Here is a 14,371-nt window from a genome sequence, read left to right as displayed (position 1 = left end):
CCCTGGGACGCCCGGCCTCCCAGGACGCCCGGCGGCTCTCCCCGCTTCGTCCCCCTCCGACGCAGAACGGCCTATGAACAGCACCCCTCAGCACCCCACCGAGCCCACCGACGCGGACCTCGCCGCCGTCCGGGCCCAACTCGGGCGCCCGCCGCGCGGGCTGCGCGCGGTCGCCCACCGCTGCCCGTGCGGCAACCCCGACGTGGTGGAGACCCGGCCCCGGCTGGAGGACGGCACGCCCTTCCCGACCACGTACTACCTGACGTGCCCGCGTGCGGCCTCCGCCGTCGGCACCCTGGAGGCGGACGGCGTCATGAAGCGGATGACCGCCGCGCTCGCCGAGGACCCGGACCTGGCCGCCGCCTACCGCGCCGCCCACGAGGACTACCTCGCCCGCCGCGACGCCATCGAGGTGCTCCCCGGCTTCCCCAGCGCCGGCGGCATGCCCGACCGCGTCAAGTGCCTCCACGTGCTCGCCGCCCACTCCCTGGCGGCCGGCCCCGGCGTCAACCCGCTGGGCGACCGGACGCTGGACCTGCTACCCGACTGGTGGGCGAAGGGGCCGTGCGTGACCGCGCGGAGCACCGAGGAGTCCGCGTGACGACCCGCGTCGCCGCCGTCGACTGCGGCACCAACTCGATCCGCCTGCTGGTCGCCGACGTCGACCAGGAGGCCGGCACCCTCACCGACGTGGACCGCCGGATGCGGATCGTACGGCTGGGGCAGGGCGTGGACCGCACCGGCCGGCTGGCCCCCGAGGCCCTGGAGCGGACGTTCGCGGCCTGCCGGGAGTACGCCGAGGTGATCCGCGCCCACGAGGTGCCCGCCGGGCGGATCCGGTTCGCCGCCACCTCCGCGACCCGCGACGCGGCCAACCGGGAGGACTTCGTCCGCGGCGTGCGCGCCGTTCTGGGGGTCGAGCCCGAGGTGATCACCGGCGACCAGGAGGCCGCCTTCTCCTTCACCGGCGCCACCCGCGAACTCACCGGCGGCGACCGGCCGCCCGCCCCGTACCTGGTGGTGGACATCGGCGGCGGCTCCACCGAGTTCGTGCTCGGCGAGGACACCGTGGCCGCCGCCCGCTCGGTGGACATCGGCTGCGTCCGCCTGACCGAACGCCACCTGCTGCGCGAAGGCGTCCTCAGCGACCCGCCGACGCCCGCGCAGATCGCGGCCGTCACCGCCGACATCGACACCGCTCTCGCCGAGGCGGCCCGCACCGTCCCGCTCGACCGGGCCCGCACCCTCGTCGGCCTGGCCGGCTCCGTCACCACCCTGGGCGGCATCGCCCTCGGACTGCGCGCCTACGACCCCGCGACCATCCACCACTCCCGCATCCCCCTGGAGCAGGTCCGCGACATCACCGAGCGGCTGTTGGCCGCCACCCGCGCCGAGCGCGCCGCCATCCCCGTCATGCACGAGGGGCGGATCGACGTCATCGGCGCCGGCGCCCTCATCCTGCTGCGGATCATGGAGCGCACCGGCGCCAAGGAGGTCGTGGTCTCGGAGCACGACATCCTCGACGGCATCGCTTTCGGGACCGCCTGAGCCGGCCCGCCTGAGCCGGCCAAATCCCAGATGAGCGCCCCTGGCCGGCCCCGCGGGCGGCCCGTCCGACATCCTTTGTGAAACTCTTCACATGAAGTTCCCGCCCGGCGGCCCAATTTTCCAAGGGGTGGTGCCCTTCGACCCCTGAAATCCACGGCCAGGTCATGTTTCGGCGGTGTGACGCCCGTCCCGCCGCCCGCTGTCCGGCAGCCGAACCCCGCTGCTCAGAGGTGGGTCCGCCGCCGCGCCCGCACCCGGGCCGCGCCGGAGACACGTACCCCCAGGTCGTGAAGCCGGGCAGGGTAGCACAAGGTGTCCAGCACCTTGTGAAGGGGCTCACTAGGGGGGGTCCGCCGCGTACTGGATACTCGAAGCATGAGCACCACGGAGCGTCCACGGATCCTCGTTGTAGGCGGCGGTTACGTCGGCCTGTACGCGGCGCGCCGCATCCTGAAGAAGATGCGGTACGGCGAGGCGACCGTCACGGTCGTCGACCCGCGCTCGTACATGACGTACCAGCCCTTCCTCCCCGAAACCGCAGCAGGCAGCATCTCCCCGCGGCATGTCGTCGTCCCGCTGCGACGCGTGCTCCCCGGCGCCGAGGTGCTCACCGGGCGGGTCACCGTCATCGACCAGGACCGCAAGGTCGCCTCGGTCGAGCCGCTCGTGGGTGATTCCTACGAGCTTCCCTTCGACTACCTGGTGATCGCGCTGGGCGCGGTCTCCCGGACCTTCCCGATCCCCGGCCTCGCCGAGAACGGCATCGGCATGAAGGGCGTCGAGGAGGCCATCGCGCTGCGCAACCACGTACTGGAGCAACTCGACAAGGCCGACTCCACGGCGGACGAGGACGTCCGCCGCAAGGCCCTCACCTTCGTCTTCGTCGGCGGCGGGTTCGCCGGCGCGGAGACCATCGGCGAGGTCGAGGACATGGCCCGCGACGCCGCCAGGTACTACCCGAACGTGAAGCGCGAGGACATGCGCTTCATCCTGGTGGACGCCGCCGACAAGATCCTGCCCGAGGTGGGTCCCGAACTCGGCCTGTGGGGCCTTGAGCACCTGCGCGAGCGCGGTATCGAGGTCTACCTCGGCACCTCCATGAAGTCCTGTGTCGACAAGCACGTGGTGCTCGCCAACGGCCTGGAAATCGACGCCTCCACGATCGTGTGGACGGCCGGTGTGAAGCCGAACCCGGCGCTCGCCCGGTTCGGCCTGCCGCTCGGCCCGCGCGGCCACGTGGACACCCGCTCCGACCTCCAGGTGCGCGGCACCGACTACATCTGGGCCGCGGGCGACAACGCCCAGGTCCCGGACGTGTCGGCCGGTGAGGGCGCCTGGTGCCCGCCGAACGCGCAGCACGCGCTGCGCCAGGCCAAGGTACTCGGCGACAACGTCATCTCCGGGATGCGCGGCTTCCCGCAGGGCGAGTACAGGCACGCCAACAAGGGCGCGGTGGCCGGTCTCGGGCTGCACAAGGGCGTCGCGATGATCGTGCTCGGCAAGCGGACCAAGATCAAGGTCAAGGGCCGCCTCGCCTGGTACATGCACCGCGGCTACCACGGCCTGGCCGTGCCGACCTGGAACCGCAAGATCCGGGTGCTCGCCGACTGGACGCTCGGCATGTTCCTCAAGCGCGAGGTCGTCTCGCTCGGCGCCATCGAGAACCCCCGCGAGGAGTTCTACGTGGCGGCCCGGCCGATCCCGGCGCCCGCCGCCGAGGTCCGCCCGACAGCCGCCGCCGACAAGTCCGCGGAGCCCGCTGTAGCCTCCTGACCTGGTACGACCTGAGCCCGAGGGCGTCCGCCATCCGTGGTGCGGGCGCCCTGCGGGCGTAAGTGTGTGTATCTGCAACGTAGATTTTCGCGTCAGGGCCGCCGACGGCGGATTTCAGTCGTACGCTCAGCACCATGGCTGACGCGGCTCATCGCATTCTGGACCTCGCCGAACATGCCCTCTCGACGCCGTTCCCGCTGCGCGTGCGCGCTTGGGACGGCAGCGAGGCCGGGCCCCCCGGCGCGCCCGTGCTCGTCATCCGGCGCCGCCGGGCGCTGCGCCGGCTGCTGTGGCGGCCGGGGGAGCTGGGGCTGGCCCGCGCCTGGGTGGCCGGCGAGCTCGACATCGAGGGCGACCTCTACCGGGCGCTGGACGAGCTGTCCGGCCTCTTCTGGGACCGTGGTGAGGGGGAACCCGCCGCCACCGGGGCCGAGACGATCCGCCGGGCCGGCTCCCTCCTGCGCGACCCGGCGACGTACCGGCTGGCCCGGACCGCCCTGGCGCTCGCCGGGCCCGGACTGCCGCCCCCGCCGCCGCCGGAGGAGGCCCGCAGGCGCGCCGGGATCGCGCACACCAAGAAGCGCGACAAGGAGGCCATCGCGCACCACTACGACGTCGGCAACGACTTCTACGAGATGGTGCTCGGCCCGTCGATGGTCTACTCGTGCGCGGTCTTCCCCGAACCCGACACCACCCTTGAGCAGGCCCAGCTCGCCAAGCTCGACCTGATCTGCCGCAAGCTGCAGCTGCGGGAGGGGCAGCGGCTGCTGGACGTCGGCTGCGGCTGGGGCTCGATGGTGCTGCACGCGGCCGAGCACTACGGCGTCCGCGCCACCGGCATCACCTTGTCCGTCGAGCAGGCCGTGTACGCCCGCAAGCGGGTCGCGGAGGCGGGGCTGACCGACCGGATCGAGATCCGGGTACAGGACTACCGGGACGTCAGGGACGGGCCCTACGACGCCATCTCCTCCATCGGCATGGCCGAGCACGTGGGCAGCGAGCGCTACCTGGAGTACGCCCGCACCCTGTACGCCCTGCTGCGGCCCGGCGGCCTGCTGCTCAACCACCAGATCGCCCGCCGCCCGCTGGTGGACGAGGAGACGTACCGGATCGACGAGTTCATCGACCGGTACGTCTTCCCCGACGGCGAACTCGCCCCGGTCGGCGCGACGGTGGCGTACCTGGAGCAGGCGGGTTTCGAGGCGCGGGACATGGAGGCGCTGCGGGAGCACTACGCGCGCACGCTGCGGGCGTGGGTGCGGAACCTGGAGGCGTGCTGGGACCGGGCGGTCGCCGTGACGTCCCCCGGCCGGGCCCGGGTCTGGCGGCTGTACATGGCGGCGTCGGCGCTGTCGTTCGAACGCAACCGGATCGGGGTCAATCAGGTGCTCGCGGTGCGCACCGGTGTTGACGGCGTTTCGGACATCCCGGCCACCCGGACGGCCTGGCTGTCGTGAAACTGCGTGCATAAGTGCATGGTTTTCCGGCGGAGGTGGTCGATTCTCCGCCGGAAGTCAACTGCGGAGAGCGATTTCACGTCACTTGTGCGTGAGGGGCGGCGATGCCGGTAAACGGCGGTTGTGGTGCAGGTAGACCCCTCAGGCGGGCCTGATACGCCGTCAGTAACCCCTAAAATAAGACAACATGGCCGGTTGCCCGTCCTGTTCGCGCCAGCCAACCCGGATACGCTTTTCACTGCGCCCCGCCGGCCCGGATGGTGGAACGCAGACACGGCGAGCTTAAACCTCGCTGCCCCTCGGGGGCGTGCCGGTTCAAGTCCGGCTCCGGGCACTTCAGGGCTCTGCGGATGCTCGGAGCCGGCTCGCGGAGGCGACTGTAGCGGCCGCCTCCCGCTCGCCCAGCCCGGTGTGCACCGCCGCCGTCACCAGGGCCGGTGCGAGCGCGTCGGCCAGTCCCGCGTCGTAGGCCCGGCAGGCGGCCCAGAACAGGCGCCCGTTGCGCTCGCCTTCCTGGGAGTCCAGTACGAACCGGACGAGCGCGGCGGCACGTTTCTCCGCCGGGTGCCGGGGTGCGGCGACCGCGGCCTCGCGGGGCGGCGGCGGGGGGGAGGCGAGGCCCAGCAGGGCGGCCGGAGCCTCGCCCAGCGGGTGCTGACGGGTGCCGGGCAGCAGCAGGTACCGGCCGGCGACCGTACGGGAGCCGGGACCGACCAGGTAGCCGCCCAGCCCCCGCACGTCGACGCCGGGGGCGAGCCGCCCCGCCGAGTTGGGGACCGGCCCCGGCGCGGTCAGCCAGAGGTGCCGGCCGCCGCTGGGGGTGAGGACGGTGACCGTCTCCGGCAGGGCGAAGCCGTGTCGGCGGGCCAGTGCGTCCAGCTCCTTCACCCCGTCGGCGCCGTGCCTGACGTCGAGGTCGAGCCCGATCAGGTGGTAGGGCGGCCGGCCGCACGCTATGCCGTACCCGGTCGCCCAGGGCGCGACGGCGAACAGTGCGCGGATCCGGGCCGGGTCGGTGGTGGCGTCGTGCACGCCGTGTCCCGGCCGCCCGCACTCGCCGCGGCAGCCGCCCGGCCGCGGCTCGTCGCGGTGCGGTGAGCGCACCGCCGGCAGCTTGGTCCGGGACAGCGGGATCACCGGCAGGCCGCTGGCGGCGGTCAGCAGCGCCGCGTGCAGGGCACGGGTGTGGTCGGGGCGTGCCATGGCCTGCTCCCTGATGTTCGAACGCATGTTCGTTTCCACGTCCCAGTGATACCGCGCCGGACGTCAGCCGTCCAGTTCGTATCCCCGCGGGCGGTTCCCCGGGCCGTGCCACAGCCCCGGGGAGTACCTTCGGACCGCCGTGGGAAGTGCCGCCGGGAGCGCGCCGGGGAGTACCGGGGAGTACCGGGGAGTACCGGGGAGTAAGGGTCCGGGCCAGGGGAACACCCTCCGCCAGGCGTATCCGTGCTTTCTTTGCCAGACCATTACTATTGACGGCAGTGCCGCAGCACGCGGCCCAGGGAGGAGTGACATGAGGAGCAGCAACCCGGTCTTCTCCCGGCGGGGGTTCACCCGCGGGAGCGAGTACGCCGGATTCGGCGCACAAGGTGCGCAGGGCGCCCAGCAGGGCAACCCCTTCGCCGGGCAGGGCGGCACCCCGTACGCGCAGGGCGCGCGCAACCCCTACGACCGGCCCGCGCAGGGGCGGCCCCTGACCCCGGACCAGATGGAGCGGATGTACGCGGGCCCGGCCGCGGGACCCGCGCAGACCGGCCGGATGACGATCGACGACGTCGTCATGCGGACCGCGATGACGCTGGGCCTGGTGGCGGTCGGCGCGGTGCTGGGCTGGACGGTCATCCCGGACCGCTTCGGACTCGCCCTCGGCTCGGCCCTGATCGCCTTCGTGCTGGCGATGGTCCAGTCGTTCAAGCGCGCCCCCGTGCCCGCCCTGATCCTGGGCTACGCGGCCTTCGAGGGCGTCTTCCTCGGCGTGCTGAGCCACATGTACAACGACGCGTGGCAGGGCGCCCCGGTGCAGGCGGTACTGGGTACCATGGCGGTCTTCGCCGGCATGCTCGTCGCCTACCGGACCCGGCTGATCCGGGTCACCGCCCGCTACCAGCGGATCGGCCTGGCCATCGCGGTCGGCTTCCTGCTGGCCATGGTGGTGAACCTGCTCTTCCTCGCCTTCGGCAGCTCCGACGGCCTGGGCCTGACCACCGGCGGCCTCGGCATCGTCTTCTGCCTGCTGGGCATCGGCCTGGGCGCGTTCTTCCTCTCCCTGGACTTCAAGCGGGTCGAGGACGGCATCCGCTACGGCGCCCCGCGGCAGGAGTCGTGGCTCGCCGCGTTCGGCCTGACGGTGTCCCTGGTGTGGATCTATCTGGAACTGCTGCGGCTGATCTCCGTCCTCCGCGACTGACCGCCCCGCGCGGCCACCGGCGCCTCGGCGGGCCGCCGGGGAGCGGTGCGCTTCCCGGCGGCCCGCCCGTGTCCCGGGGCGGGCGAAAGGAGGGCGGCGGCCCTAGAGGAGGTTGCGCGCCGCCCGGCGCAGGTCGTACTCGTGGGCGATGGCCTTCGCGTGGCCGTAGGAGAGGTCGTGCTCGCTGCGCAGCCAGCTGACCTTCTCGTCGAAGCGGAGGAAAGACGGCCCGTCGGCCAGGGCGCGGAGCCAGTCGCCGACCTCGCGGCCGGTGCTCCGCGGGATGTGGGAGAGCATGTTCCGGTGGGTCTCGTCGGAGAAGTGCTGTTGGTACATCGGCGCCTCCGGTATGTGGTCCGGTAACCCCACCGTGCCCGAGCGGTCGGTCGATGGCAACCATCGCGGACGCTCGGGTGCGGGTGCGGGTGCGGGTGCGGGTGCGGGTGCCGTCGCCGGTCGCGGGTAGGGTCTCGGACATGTCCGAACGCACCGCGCTGCACACCGCCGTGGAACGCCTCGCCGGACGCCTGCGGGCGCTGCCGCAACGCCGGCTCCGGGCGGGCGCCGCCGCCGAAGGGCTCGAACTCGCCCGCTGGCTGGCGCGCCAGGCGCAGCTGCTGGAGTTCCCCGGGCGGGAGCCGTACGACATGCCGGACGACGGGATCTTCGTGGTCGGCGACCAGTTGGCGGTGGCCGGCCACGAACTGGCGGCGGTGGCGGACCGCGATCCGGGCCGGGCGGAGGGGGTGCTGGTGGAGGCGCTGCGGCGGCTCGCGGTCACGGCCAAGGCGGTCGGCTGAGCGGTTTGCCGGCGCCCCGGGCGGTGCCTGCCGGGGTCGGTTGGCCTGCCGGCCGGGCCGCGGGCCGGCGGCCGTTCCCGGGTTCGCCGCGCGAGGGTCCGCGAGCGCCCTACGGGGGTCTCGGCCCGGCGGCCGAGGCGCCGCCGGGCCCGGGAAGCCGCCGGGGTCCGGGCGGCTCAGAGGGAGGCGACCACGCGGTCGGCGAGCACGTACACGCTCTCGTCCCCGTACGCGAAGGTGAGCGCGTAGGCGCCCGCTATCGCCGAGCCGCCGCGCAGCACCGGGACCTCGCCGCGGTCCAGCGCCCCGGACAGCCTGAGGGCGGTCTCCCGGTGGCCGGGGGTCATACAGAGCGTGGTGCCGTCGGCGAACACGTACACGTCGAGGGTGCCGAGCGGTCCGGGCCGTACGTCCGACAGCGGGACGCGGGCGTCGGCGAGGTCGGCGAGCCGTTCCGCGGTCTGGTCCCGGGAGGCGACCACCGGAAAGGGCGCGAAGTCCGGGCCCGAGGGGTGCGGGACGGCGCCGGGCGCGGGCAGCGTCACCTCGGACGGGTCGGCCTCCAGGCCCGCGGAGTCGGCCTGCCGCGGCAGACAGGGGAGCACCGGCGGGACCTCGTAGTCCGGCAGCGCGCCCTCGGCGACGGCTTCGGCGGGGGCGGCGTCGGCGGTCGCGCCGAACGGGCCGCCGCGGAAGAACGTGCCCTCGCCCGCGGTCTCGCGGGACTCCTGCTCGGCCCAGAAGGCGCGGGCCTCGGCCAGCTCCCGCTCCCGTTCGTCGGCGAGCGCGTCGGCGACCGCGGACCGGATGTCGGCGGAGGAGGCACGTTGGGCGGGCAGCCGCGGGCCGGTCAGCTCGTGCCGCAGCGCGGACAGTTCGCGGCGCACGCCGAGCGCGCTGACAAGGGCGGCGGTGCCCGCGGCCGCGGCGAGACCCGCGGCGACCAGCAGGACGGTGAAGTTGGCACTCACTGACGTTCTCCCGACTGACGCGACCCGAGCGTTGCCCACCTGAGTGGTGGCTGAAACTTTTCCCAACCATCACTCTGCCGGTAAACCCGTGGCCTTTGCAGTGCGGAACGTCATGAATTGGGGGGTTCTGTGGGTCCGGGTTGTCCGTCCAATGCCGTGCTGACCTGCGAGAACGAAGCACCCCCGGGGAAAAATCACATCCCGGGGGCGATTTCGTTGCGACTTATGTCACACAGAGTGCGCAATGGAGCTGACCGGATACTTCGGGTGATCGTCGCTGCTGGGGGCCGGTGCCGGGTCGCGGCCGCGGCGGCGTCGGTGTGCCACGGGGGGCGGCGGGCGCGGTCGCCGCGGGGATCGCGGCGCGGTGGACGCGCGATCAGGAAAGGCGTTCGATGACCATCGCCATGCCCTGCCCGCCGCCCACGCACATCGTCTCCAGGCCGAACTGCTTGTCGTGGAACCGGAGGCTGTTGATGAGGGTGCCCGCGATGCGGGCGCCGGTCATGCCGAAGGGGTGGCCGACCGCGATCGCGCCCCCGTTGACGTTCAGCCGGTCCAGGTCGACGCCGAGGGCGCGGTAGGAGGGGATGACCTGCGCGGCGAACGCCTCGTTGATCTCCACCAGGTCGATGTCGCCGACGGTCATCCCGGCCCGCCGCAGCGCCTGCCGGGACGCCTCCACCGGGCCGTAGCCCATGATCTCCGGGGACAGCGCGGACACGCCGGTGGAGACCACCCGGGCCAGCGGCGTGACGCCGAGCTCGCGCGCCTTGGTGTCGGACATGACCACCAGCGCGGCGGCGCCGTCGTTGAGCGGGCAGCAGTTGCCGGCGGTGACCGTGCCGTCGGGGCGGAAGACCGGGTTGAGGCCCGCCACGCCCTCCATGGTGACCCCCGGGCGCGGCCCGTCGTCCTTGGCGACCACGGTGCCGTCCGGGAGCGTCACAGGGGTGATCTCGCGCTCCCAGAAGCCGTTCTTGAGCGCCTCCTCGGCGAGGTTCTGCGAGCGCACGCCGAACTCGTCCTGCTCGCGGCGGCTGACGCCCCTGAGCGCCGCCAGGTTCTCGGCGGTCTGGCCCATCGCGATGTACGCGTCCGGTACGAGTCCGTCCTCGCGCGGGTCGTGCCACTCCCCGCCGCCCTGCTCGGCCCGCTGCAGAGTACGCGCCCGGGCGTCGTCGAACAGCGGGTTCACCGTGTCGGGGAGGCTGTCGGAGTTGCCCTTGGCGAAGCGGGAGACCGTCTCGACGCCCGCCGAGATGAAGACGTCGCCCTCGCCCGCCTTGATGGCGTGCAGCGCCATCCGGGTGGTCTGCAGTGAGGACGAGCAGTAGCGGGTGACCGTACAGCCCGGCAGGTGGTCCATGCCCATCCGCACGGCGACGATCCGCCCCAGGTTGAAGCCCTGCTCGCCGCCGGGCAGGCCGCAGCCCAGCATCAGGTCGTCGATGTCGTGCGGGTCGAGCTGCGGCACCTCGGCGAGTGCGGCCTGGATGATCGTCGCGGCCAGGTCGTCCGGACGCAGTTCTTTGAGCGACCCCTTGAAGGCGCGTCCGATGGGCGAACGGGCGGCGGAGACAATGACGGCTTCGGGCATCGCGGCACTCCTCGGCGAGCGGCGGGTGGTCGGTGCTGGTTCTCGGAAGTTACCCGCACGTAGTGGGGTGGGTCACCGGGGCGGCGCTGTGATGCGGGCTACTTTCTGAGCGCTTGCTTACCCCTGCGGGGTGCCTTACCCGGATCCGGGCCGCCCCACACCGCCCTCCGGCTGCCGCCGGGGGAGGGCCCGTGCCCGGGGCCGGCTGCCGCCGGGAGCGGGCACGGGCAGGGGCACGGGAAACGGGGTGACCGGCCGTCGCGGCGGCGCGCAACGGGGCCGCGGGCTCAGCCCGTGGCGGTCGGTCCGCGTGGTCAGGGGGTGGGGCTCGCGGAGCGTAACGCGGGGTCGGCGGTGGGGTGGTGGTCGTCCGGGAGGGGGCGACGGCGGCGGCGTTTGAGCAGGGCCCAGCGGCCCCGGGGGCCGGCGGCGACCTCCGTGCCGCCTTCGGAAGCCGCTTCCACGGCGGCCTGGGCGACCGGGAGGAAGCCCTCGCCGCGGCGGGCGTCCGGGTGCTCGTCGGCTTCCGGCCACAGGCCCAGGGTCGCGCAGACCGTCGGCAGCATGGCCATGGCGGCGGTCGCGTAGCCCTCGGCGGAGGGGTGGTAGTTGTCCGGGCCGAACAGCTCGCGGGGGCGGGCCTCGAACTCCGGCCCCAGCAGGTCGCCGAGGGAGACCGTACGGCCGCCCAGTTCCACCACCGCGATGGTCTGCGCCGCAGCCAGTTGGCGGCTGGCCCGCCGGGCGAGCCAGCGCAGCGGCTGGTAGACCGGTTCGACGGAGCCCAGGTCGGGACAGGTGCCGACGACCACCTGTGTACCGGCGGCGCGCAACCTCCGTACCGCGTCCGACAGCAGCCGCACCGAGGTGGCCAGCGGCATCCGGCGGGTCACGTCGTTGGCGCCGATCATGATCACCGCCACGTCCGGCGGCGCTGAGCCGACCAGCAGCGACACCTGGCGGGCCAGATCGTCGGACTGGGCGCCGGGCAGCGCCACGTTCACCAGCTGCACCGGCCGTTCGGCGACCGCCGCGAGGCCGGAGGCGAGCAGTGCTCCCGGTGTCTCCCTGGCCCGGTGCACACCCTGGCCCGCGGCCGTGGAGTCCCCGAGGAAGCCCAGCCGCAGCGGCGACTCCCCGGTGCGGTGGCCGAACGCGGAGCCGTACCGGCCGTCCGCCCGCGGCGGCACGTCGTCCGAGCCGCCGACCACCCGCTTGGCCAGCCGCACCTCCGTCAGCAGCACGCCGACCGCCGCCCCGCCCAGCAGGCTGATCCCGCCACCGCCGAACGCCGCCGCGGTCGCGATCCGCCGTGCCACTGTCGCCCTCGACATCGAGCCGACCACCTCCACTACCCCAGTATTTGCACCGTACAGCTACCCGGTGCCCCGGAGGGCACCACCGACAACCACAACGTTGGCGGCCCCCGGGGCGTTTCCCGCCTAGGCTGGCCGTACCCATCTCGGAGAACCCGGAGACAAACGGTGCAGTTTCACGACTCGATGATCAGCCTCGTCGGCAACACCCCGCTGGTGAGGCTCAACAGCGTGACCCAGGGCGTCCGGGCGACCGTCCTGGCCAAGGTCGAGTACTTCAACCCCGGCGGGTCCGTCAAGGACCGTATCGCCCTGCGCATGATCGAGGCCGCCGAACGCAGCGGTGAACTCCGGCCGGGTGGCACCATCGTGGAGCCCACCTCGGGCAACACCGGGGTCGGGCTGGCCCTGGTCGCCCAGCGCAAGGGCTATCGGTGCGTCTTCGTCTGCCCTGACAAGGTCTCCATGGACAAGATCAACGTGCTGCGCGCGTACGGCGCCGAGGTCGTGGTCTGCCCCACCGCTGTGGACCCCGAACACCCCGATTCGTACTACAACGTCTCCGACCGGTTGGTGCGCGAGATCCCCAACGCCTGGAAGCCGGACCAGTACAGCAACCCGCACAACCCGCTGTCGCACTACCACTCCACCGGCCCCGAGCTGTGGCGGCAGACCGACGGCCGGATCACCCACTTCGTGACGGGCGTCGGCACCGGCGGCACCATCTCCGGCACCGGCCGCTACCTCAAGGAGGTCAGCGACGGCCGGGTCCAGGTGATCGGCGCCGATCCCGAGGGCTCGGTCTACAGCGGTGGCTCCGGCCGCCCGTACCTGGTGGAGGGCGTCGGCGAGGACTTCTGGCCGACCGCGTACGACCGCGAGGTGGCCGACGAGGTCGTGGCCGTCTCCGACAAGGACTCCTTCCAGATGACCCGGCGGCTGGCCCGCGAGGAGGGCCTGCTGGTCGGCGGCTCCTGCGGGATGGCGGTCGTCGCGGCGCTCAAGGTCGCCGAGCGGCTCGGCCCCGACGACGTCGTGGTCGTGCTGCTGCCGGACAGCGGACGCGGCTACCTGTCGAAGATCTTCAGCGACGAGTGGATGAGTTCGCACGGCTTCCTCGACGAGAGCGAGGGGCGGGCCCGGGTCGCCGACGTCGTCGCGCGCAAGGCGGACGGCCTGCCGAACCTGGTGCACATGCACCCGGACGAGACGGTCGGCCAGGCCATCGAGGTGCTGCGCGAGTACGGCGTCTCGCAGATGCCCGTGGTCAAGCCCGGCGCCGGACACCCCGACGTGATGGCCGCCGAGGTGATCGGCTCGGTGGTGGAGCGGGAACTGCTGCACGCGCTGTTCACCAAGCGCGCGTTGCTGGACGACCCGCTGGACAAGCACCTGAGCGCACCGCTGCCGCAGGTCGGCTCGGGGGAGCCGGTCGCGGACCTCATGACGGTGCTGGAGGGCGCGGACGCGGCGATCGTGCTGGTGGAGGGCAAGCCCACCGGAGTGGTCAGCAGACAGGACCTGCTGGCCTTCCTCGCCGAGCACGGCGGCGTCTGACCCCGCGGACCCGGCGCGTGCGGAGCCTTGCTACGCGCGTTCACCGGGCCGGACCGGCCCGGCCGGGGCCGCGGCGCGCGGGCTGGCGGGGATTCCCGGAACTGGTACACCCGCGACACGTACACGCAGCACGGGCTTAACAACCGTCCGCCACATTTGGACATGTCGGAACGGCGGGTACTGAAAAAACCGGCCGGGAAGACCCACCGAATGTGGCGCCAAGGAATCCGGAGCGGCTCCCGGACACCATGGTGACCCTGGACGCGCACGGCCCGGCCCTGACCCGGCTCGCGTCCCGGCGGGGACCGCCGTCGTCCCGCCCCTCTGGGCCTTGTAACCCAGGGGGTGCGGCGGTTCCCGCCCCACTCCTTTTCCCCCTTTTCCCTTTTCCTGGTTCCGCCCTCGGGCGCCCCCGCCGGGGTCCGGACAGCCGTCCGGCCTCCTACGGGCGCCGGGCGACGCCGCGGAGACCCGGGCGGGACGACAGGCCTAAGCCCACTCGTCCTTCTCCTGCGTGCCGTGCGACCCGTAGACGCTGCCGAGCGCCTGGGCGACGTTCACCCCGATGACGCCGGCCCAGGTGATGAACAGCCCGGCGGTGCCCGCGTTGACCGCGCCGATGGCGGACAGCGGGATCGCGGCGATCATGGTGAACCCGGCGAACCCGTAGCGGGCGAACCGCGCCCCGTGCTCGGGAGGGCCGATCGGGCGGCGGCCGGCGCGGGCGAACGAGGTCTGCTGCTGCGCGAGTTCACGGCGTACACGCTGCTCGACACGGCTGTCGACGCGTTCGGCCACCTTGTCCATGAAGGAGTCGACGAGTTCCGGCTCGTACTCCGCCCCGAGGTCCTTGCGGGCCTGCAGGGTGGCGGAGAGTTCCTTGTTGAGCTCCGGGTCACGGGCGTCCATGTGGCTACCGTAGGCAGTGCGGGGGGTGGGCGA

Annotated in this window: 13 protein-coding genes and 1 tRNA gene; 8 read left to right on the top strand and 6 right to left on the bottom strand. The window is 72.9% G+C overall.

Features of this window, described 5'->3' with window-relative positions; genetic code table 11:
* Positions 1–73 precede the first annotated feature (73 nt).
* From RLT57_RS10025 to RLT57_RS10005, 5 genes are all read left to right on the top strand, one after another.
* Positions 74–601: a DUF501 domain-containing protein gene (locus RLT57_RS10025; protein ID WP_311297026.1), complete on the top strand. Its 528-nt coding sequence runs from the start codon at positions 74–76 to the stop codon at positions 599–601.
* Positions 598–1,548: a Ppx/GppA phosphatase family protein gene (locus RLT57_RS10020; RefSeq protein WP_311297025.1), complete on the top strand. Its 951-nt coding sequence runs from the start codon at positions 598–600 to the stop codon at positions 1,546–1,548. Before RLT57_RS10025 ends, RLT57_RS10020 begins: the two co-directional genes overlap by 4 nt.
* A 375-nt stretch (positions 1,549–1,923) precedes the next feature.
* Entirely contained in the window at positions 1,924–3,321 is a 1,398-nt protein-coding gene (locus tag RLT57_RS10015; RefSeq protein ID WP_311297024.1) for an NAD(P)/FAD-dependent oxidoreductase, read from the top strand.
* A gap of 134 nt (positions 3,322–3,455) precedes the next feature.
* Positions 3,456–4,778: a cyclopropane-fatty-acyl-phospholipid synthase family protein gene (locus RLT57_RS10010; RefSeq protein WP_311297023.1), complete on the top strand. Its 1,323-nt coding sequence runs from the start codon at positions 3,456–3,458 to the stop codon at positions 4,776–4,778.
* Positions 4,779–5,029: 251 nt separating this feature from the next.
* A tRNA-Leu gene (locus tag RLT57_RS10005) sits at positions 5,030–5,112 on the top strand.
* Positions 5,113–5,114: 2 nt separating this feature from the next.
* On the opposite strand, the gene RLT57_RS10000 is transcribed toward RLT57_RS10005, so the two are convergent.
* Positions 5,115–6,008, bottom strand: a complete 894-nt coding sequence (locus RLT57_RS10000; RefSeq protein ID WP_399128386.1) for a bifunctional DNA primase/polymerase — start codon at positions 6,006–6,008, stop codon at positions 5,115–5,117.
* 283 nt (positions 6,009–6,291) lie between these two features.
* Between RLT57_RS10000 and RLT57_RS09995 the strand changes: the two genes are divergently transcribed.
* Positions 6,292–7,185: a Bax inhibitor-1/YccA family protein gene (locus RLT57_RS09995; RefSeq protein ID WP_311297022.1), complete on the top strand. Its 894-nt coding sequence runs from the start codon at positions 6,292–6,294 to the stop codon at positions 7,183–7,185.
* Between the two features lie 102 nt (positions 7,186–7,287).
* Here RLT57_RS09995 and RLT57_RS09990 read toward each other — a convergent pair whose 3' ends face one another.
* Complete coding sequence (locus RLT57_RS09990) at positions 7,288–7,521, bottom strand: DUF4287 domain-containing protein (protein WP_311297021.1); 234 nt, start codon at positions 7,519–7,521, stop codon at positions 7,288–7,290.
* Between the two features lie 140 nt (positions 7,522–7,661).
* Between RLT57_RS09990 and RLT57_RS09985 the strand changes: the two genes are divergently transcribed.
* The gene (locus RLT57_RS09985) at positions 7,662–7,985 is read left to right on the top strand and encodes a hypothetical protein (RefSeq protein ID WP_311297020.1); all 324 of its coding nucleotides are present in this window, start codon (positions 7,662–7,664) and stop codon (positions 7,983–7,985) included.
* 176 nt (positions 7,986–8,161) lie between these two features.
* Here RLT57_RS09985 and RLT57_RS09980 read toward each other — a convergent pair whose 3' ends face one another.
* The 3 genes from RLT57_RS09980 to RLT57_RS09970 all read right to left on the bottom strand — a co-directional run bounded on the left by RLT57_RS09980 (position 8,162) and on the right by RLT57_RS09970 (position 11,890).
* A complete protein-coding gene (locus tag RLT57_RS09980) occupies positions 8,162–8,956 on the bottom strand; it encodes a hypothetical protein (protein WP_311297019.1) in 795 nt (264 codons plus the stop codon).
* A 379-nt stretch (positions 8,957–9,335) separates the two neighbouring features.
* Positions 9,336–10,556 (bottom strand): acetyl-CoA C-acetyltransferase, encoded by a 1,221-nt coding sequence (locus RLT57_RS09975; protein WP_311297018.1) that lies wholly within the window; start codon positions 10,554–10,556, stop codon positions 9,336–9,338.
* Positions 10,557–10,870: 314 nt separating this feature from the next.
* Entirely contained in the window at positions 10,871–11,890 is a 1,020-nt protein-coding gene (locus tag RLT57_RS09970; RefSeq protein WP_311297017.1) for an SGNH/GDSL hydrolase family protein, read from the bottom strand.
* A gap of 150 nt (positions 11,891–12,040) precedes the next feature.
* Here RLT57_RS09970 and RLT57_RS09965 point away from each other — a divergent pair, with 150 nt between their 5' ends.
* Positions 12,041–13,429: a cystathionine beta-synthase gene (locus tag RLT57_RS09965; RefSeq protein ID WP_311297016.1), complete on the top strand. Its 1,389-nt coding sequence runs from the start codon at positions 12,041–12,043 to the stop codon at positions 13,427–13,429.
* A 489-nt stretch (positions 13,430–13,918) separates the two neighbouring features.
* On the opposite strand, the gene RLT57_RS09960 is transcribed toward RLT57_RS09965, so the two are convergent.
* Positions 13,919–14,338, bottom strand: coding sequence for a hypothetical protein (locus RLT57_RS09960; protein WP_311297015.1), 420 nt, complete (start codon positions 14,336–14,338; stop codon positions 13,919–13,921).
* Between the last annotated feature and the right edge of the window lie 33 nt (positions 14,339–14,371).

Origin of the sequence: Streptomyces sp. ITFR-21 (assembly GCF_031844685.1) — a bacterium.
In the GTDB taxonomy this organism is placed as follows: domain Bacteria; phylum Actinomycetota; class Actinomycetes; order Streptomycetales; family Streptomycetaceae; genus Actinacidiphila.
The sequence above is the reverse complement of the archived record's forward strand: the minus strand, read 5'-3'. Positions and strand labels throughout refer to the sequence as shown.

Bases quoted from the DNA above. Each gene is read 5' to 3' on its own strand.
- RLT57_RS09995 (WP_311297022.1), top strand. From the start codon at position 6,292: ATGAGGAGCAGCAACCCGGTCTTCTCCCGGCGGGGGTTCACCCGCGGG.
- RLT57_RS10010 (WP_311297023.1), top strand. From the start codon at position 3,456: ATGGCTGACGCGGCTCATCGCATTCTGGACCTCGCCGAACATGCCCTC.
- RLT57_RS09975 (WP_311297018.1), bottom strand. From the start codon at position 10,556: ATGCCCGAAGCCGTCATTGTCTCCGCCGCCCGTTCGCCCATCGGACGC.
- RLT57_RS10015 (WP_311297024.1), top strand. From the start codon at position 1,924: ATGAGCACCACGGAGCGTCCACGGATCCTCGTTGTAGGCGGCGGTTAC.
- RLT57_RS09970 (WP_311297017.1), bottom strand. From the start codon at position 11,890: ATGTCGAGGGCGACAGTGGCACGGCGGATCGCGACCGCGGCGGCGTTC.
- RLT57_RS09990 (WP_311297021.1), bottom strand. From the start codon at position 7,521: ATGTACCAACAGCACTTCTCCGACGAGACCCACCGGAACATGCTCTCC.
- RLT57_RS09960 (WP_311297015.1), bottom strand. From the start codon at position 14,338: ATGGACGCCCGTGACCCGGAGCTCAACAAGGAACTCTCCGCCACCCTG.
- RLT57_RS09985 (WP_311297020.1), top strand. From the start codon at position 7,662: ATGTCCGAACGCACCGCGCTGCACACCGCCGTGGAACGCCTCGCCGGA.
- RLT57_RS10000 (WP_399128386.1), bottom strand. From the start codon at position 6,008: ATGCGTTCGAACATCAGGGAGCAGGCCATGGCACGCCCCGACCACACC.
- RLT57_RS10025 (WP_311297026.1), top strand. From the start codon at position 74: ATGAACAGCACCCCTCAGCACCCCACCGAGCCCACCGACGCGGACCTC.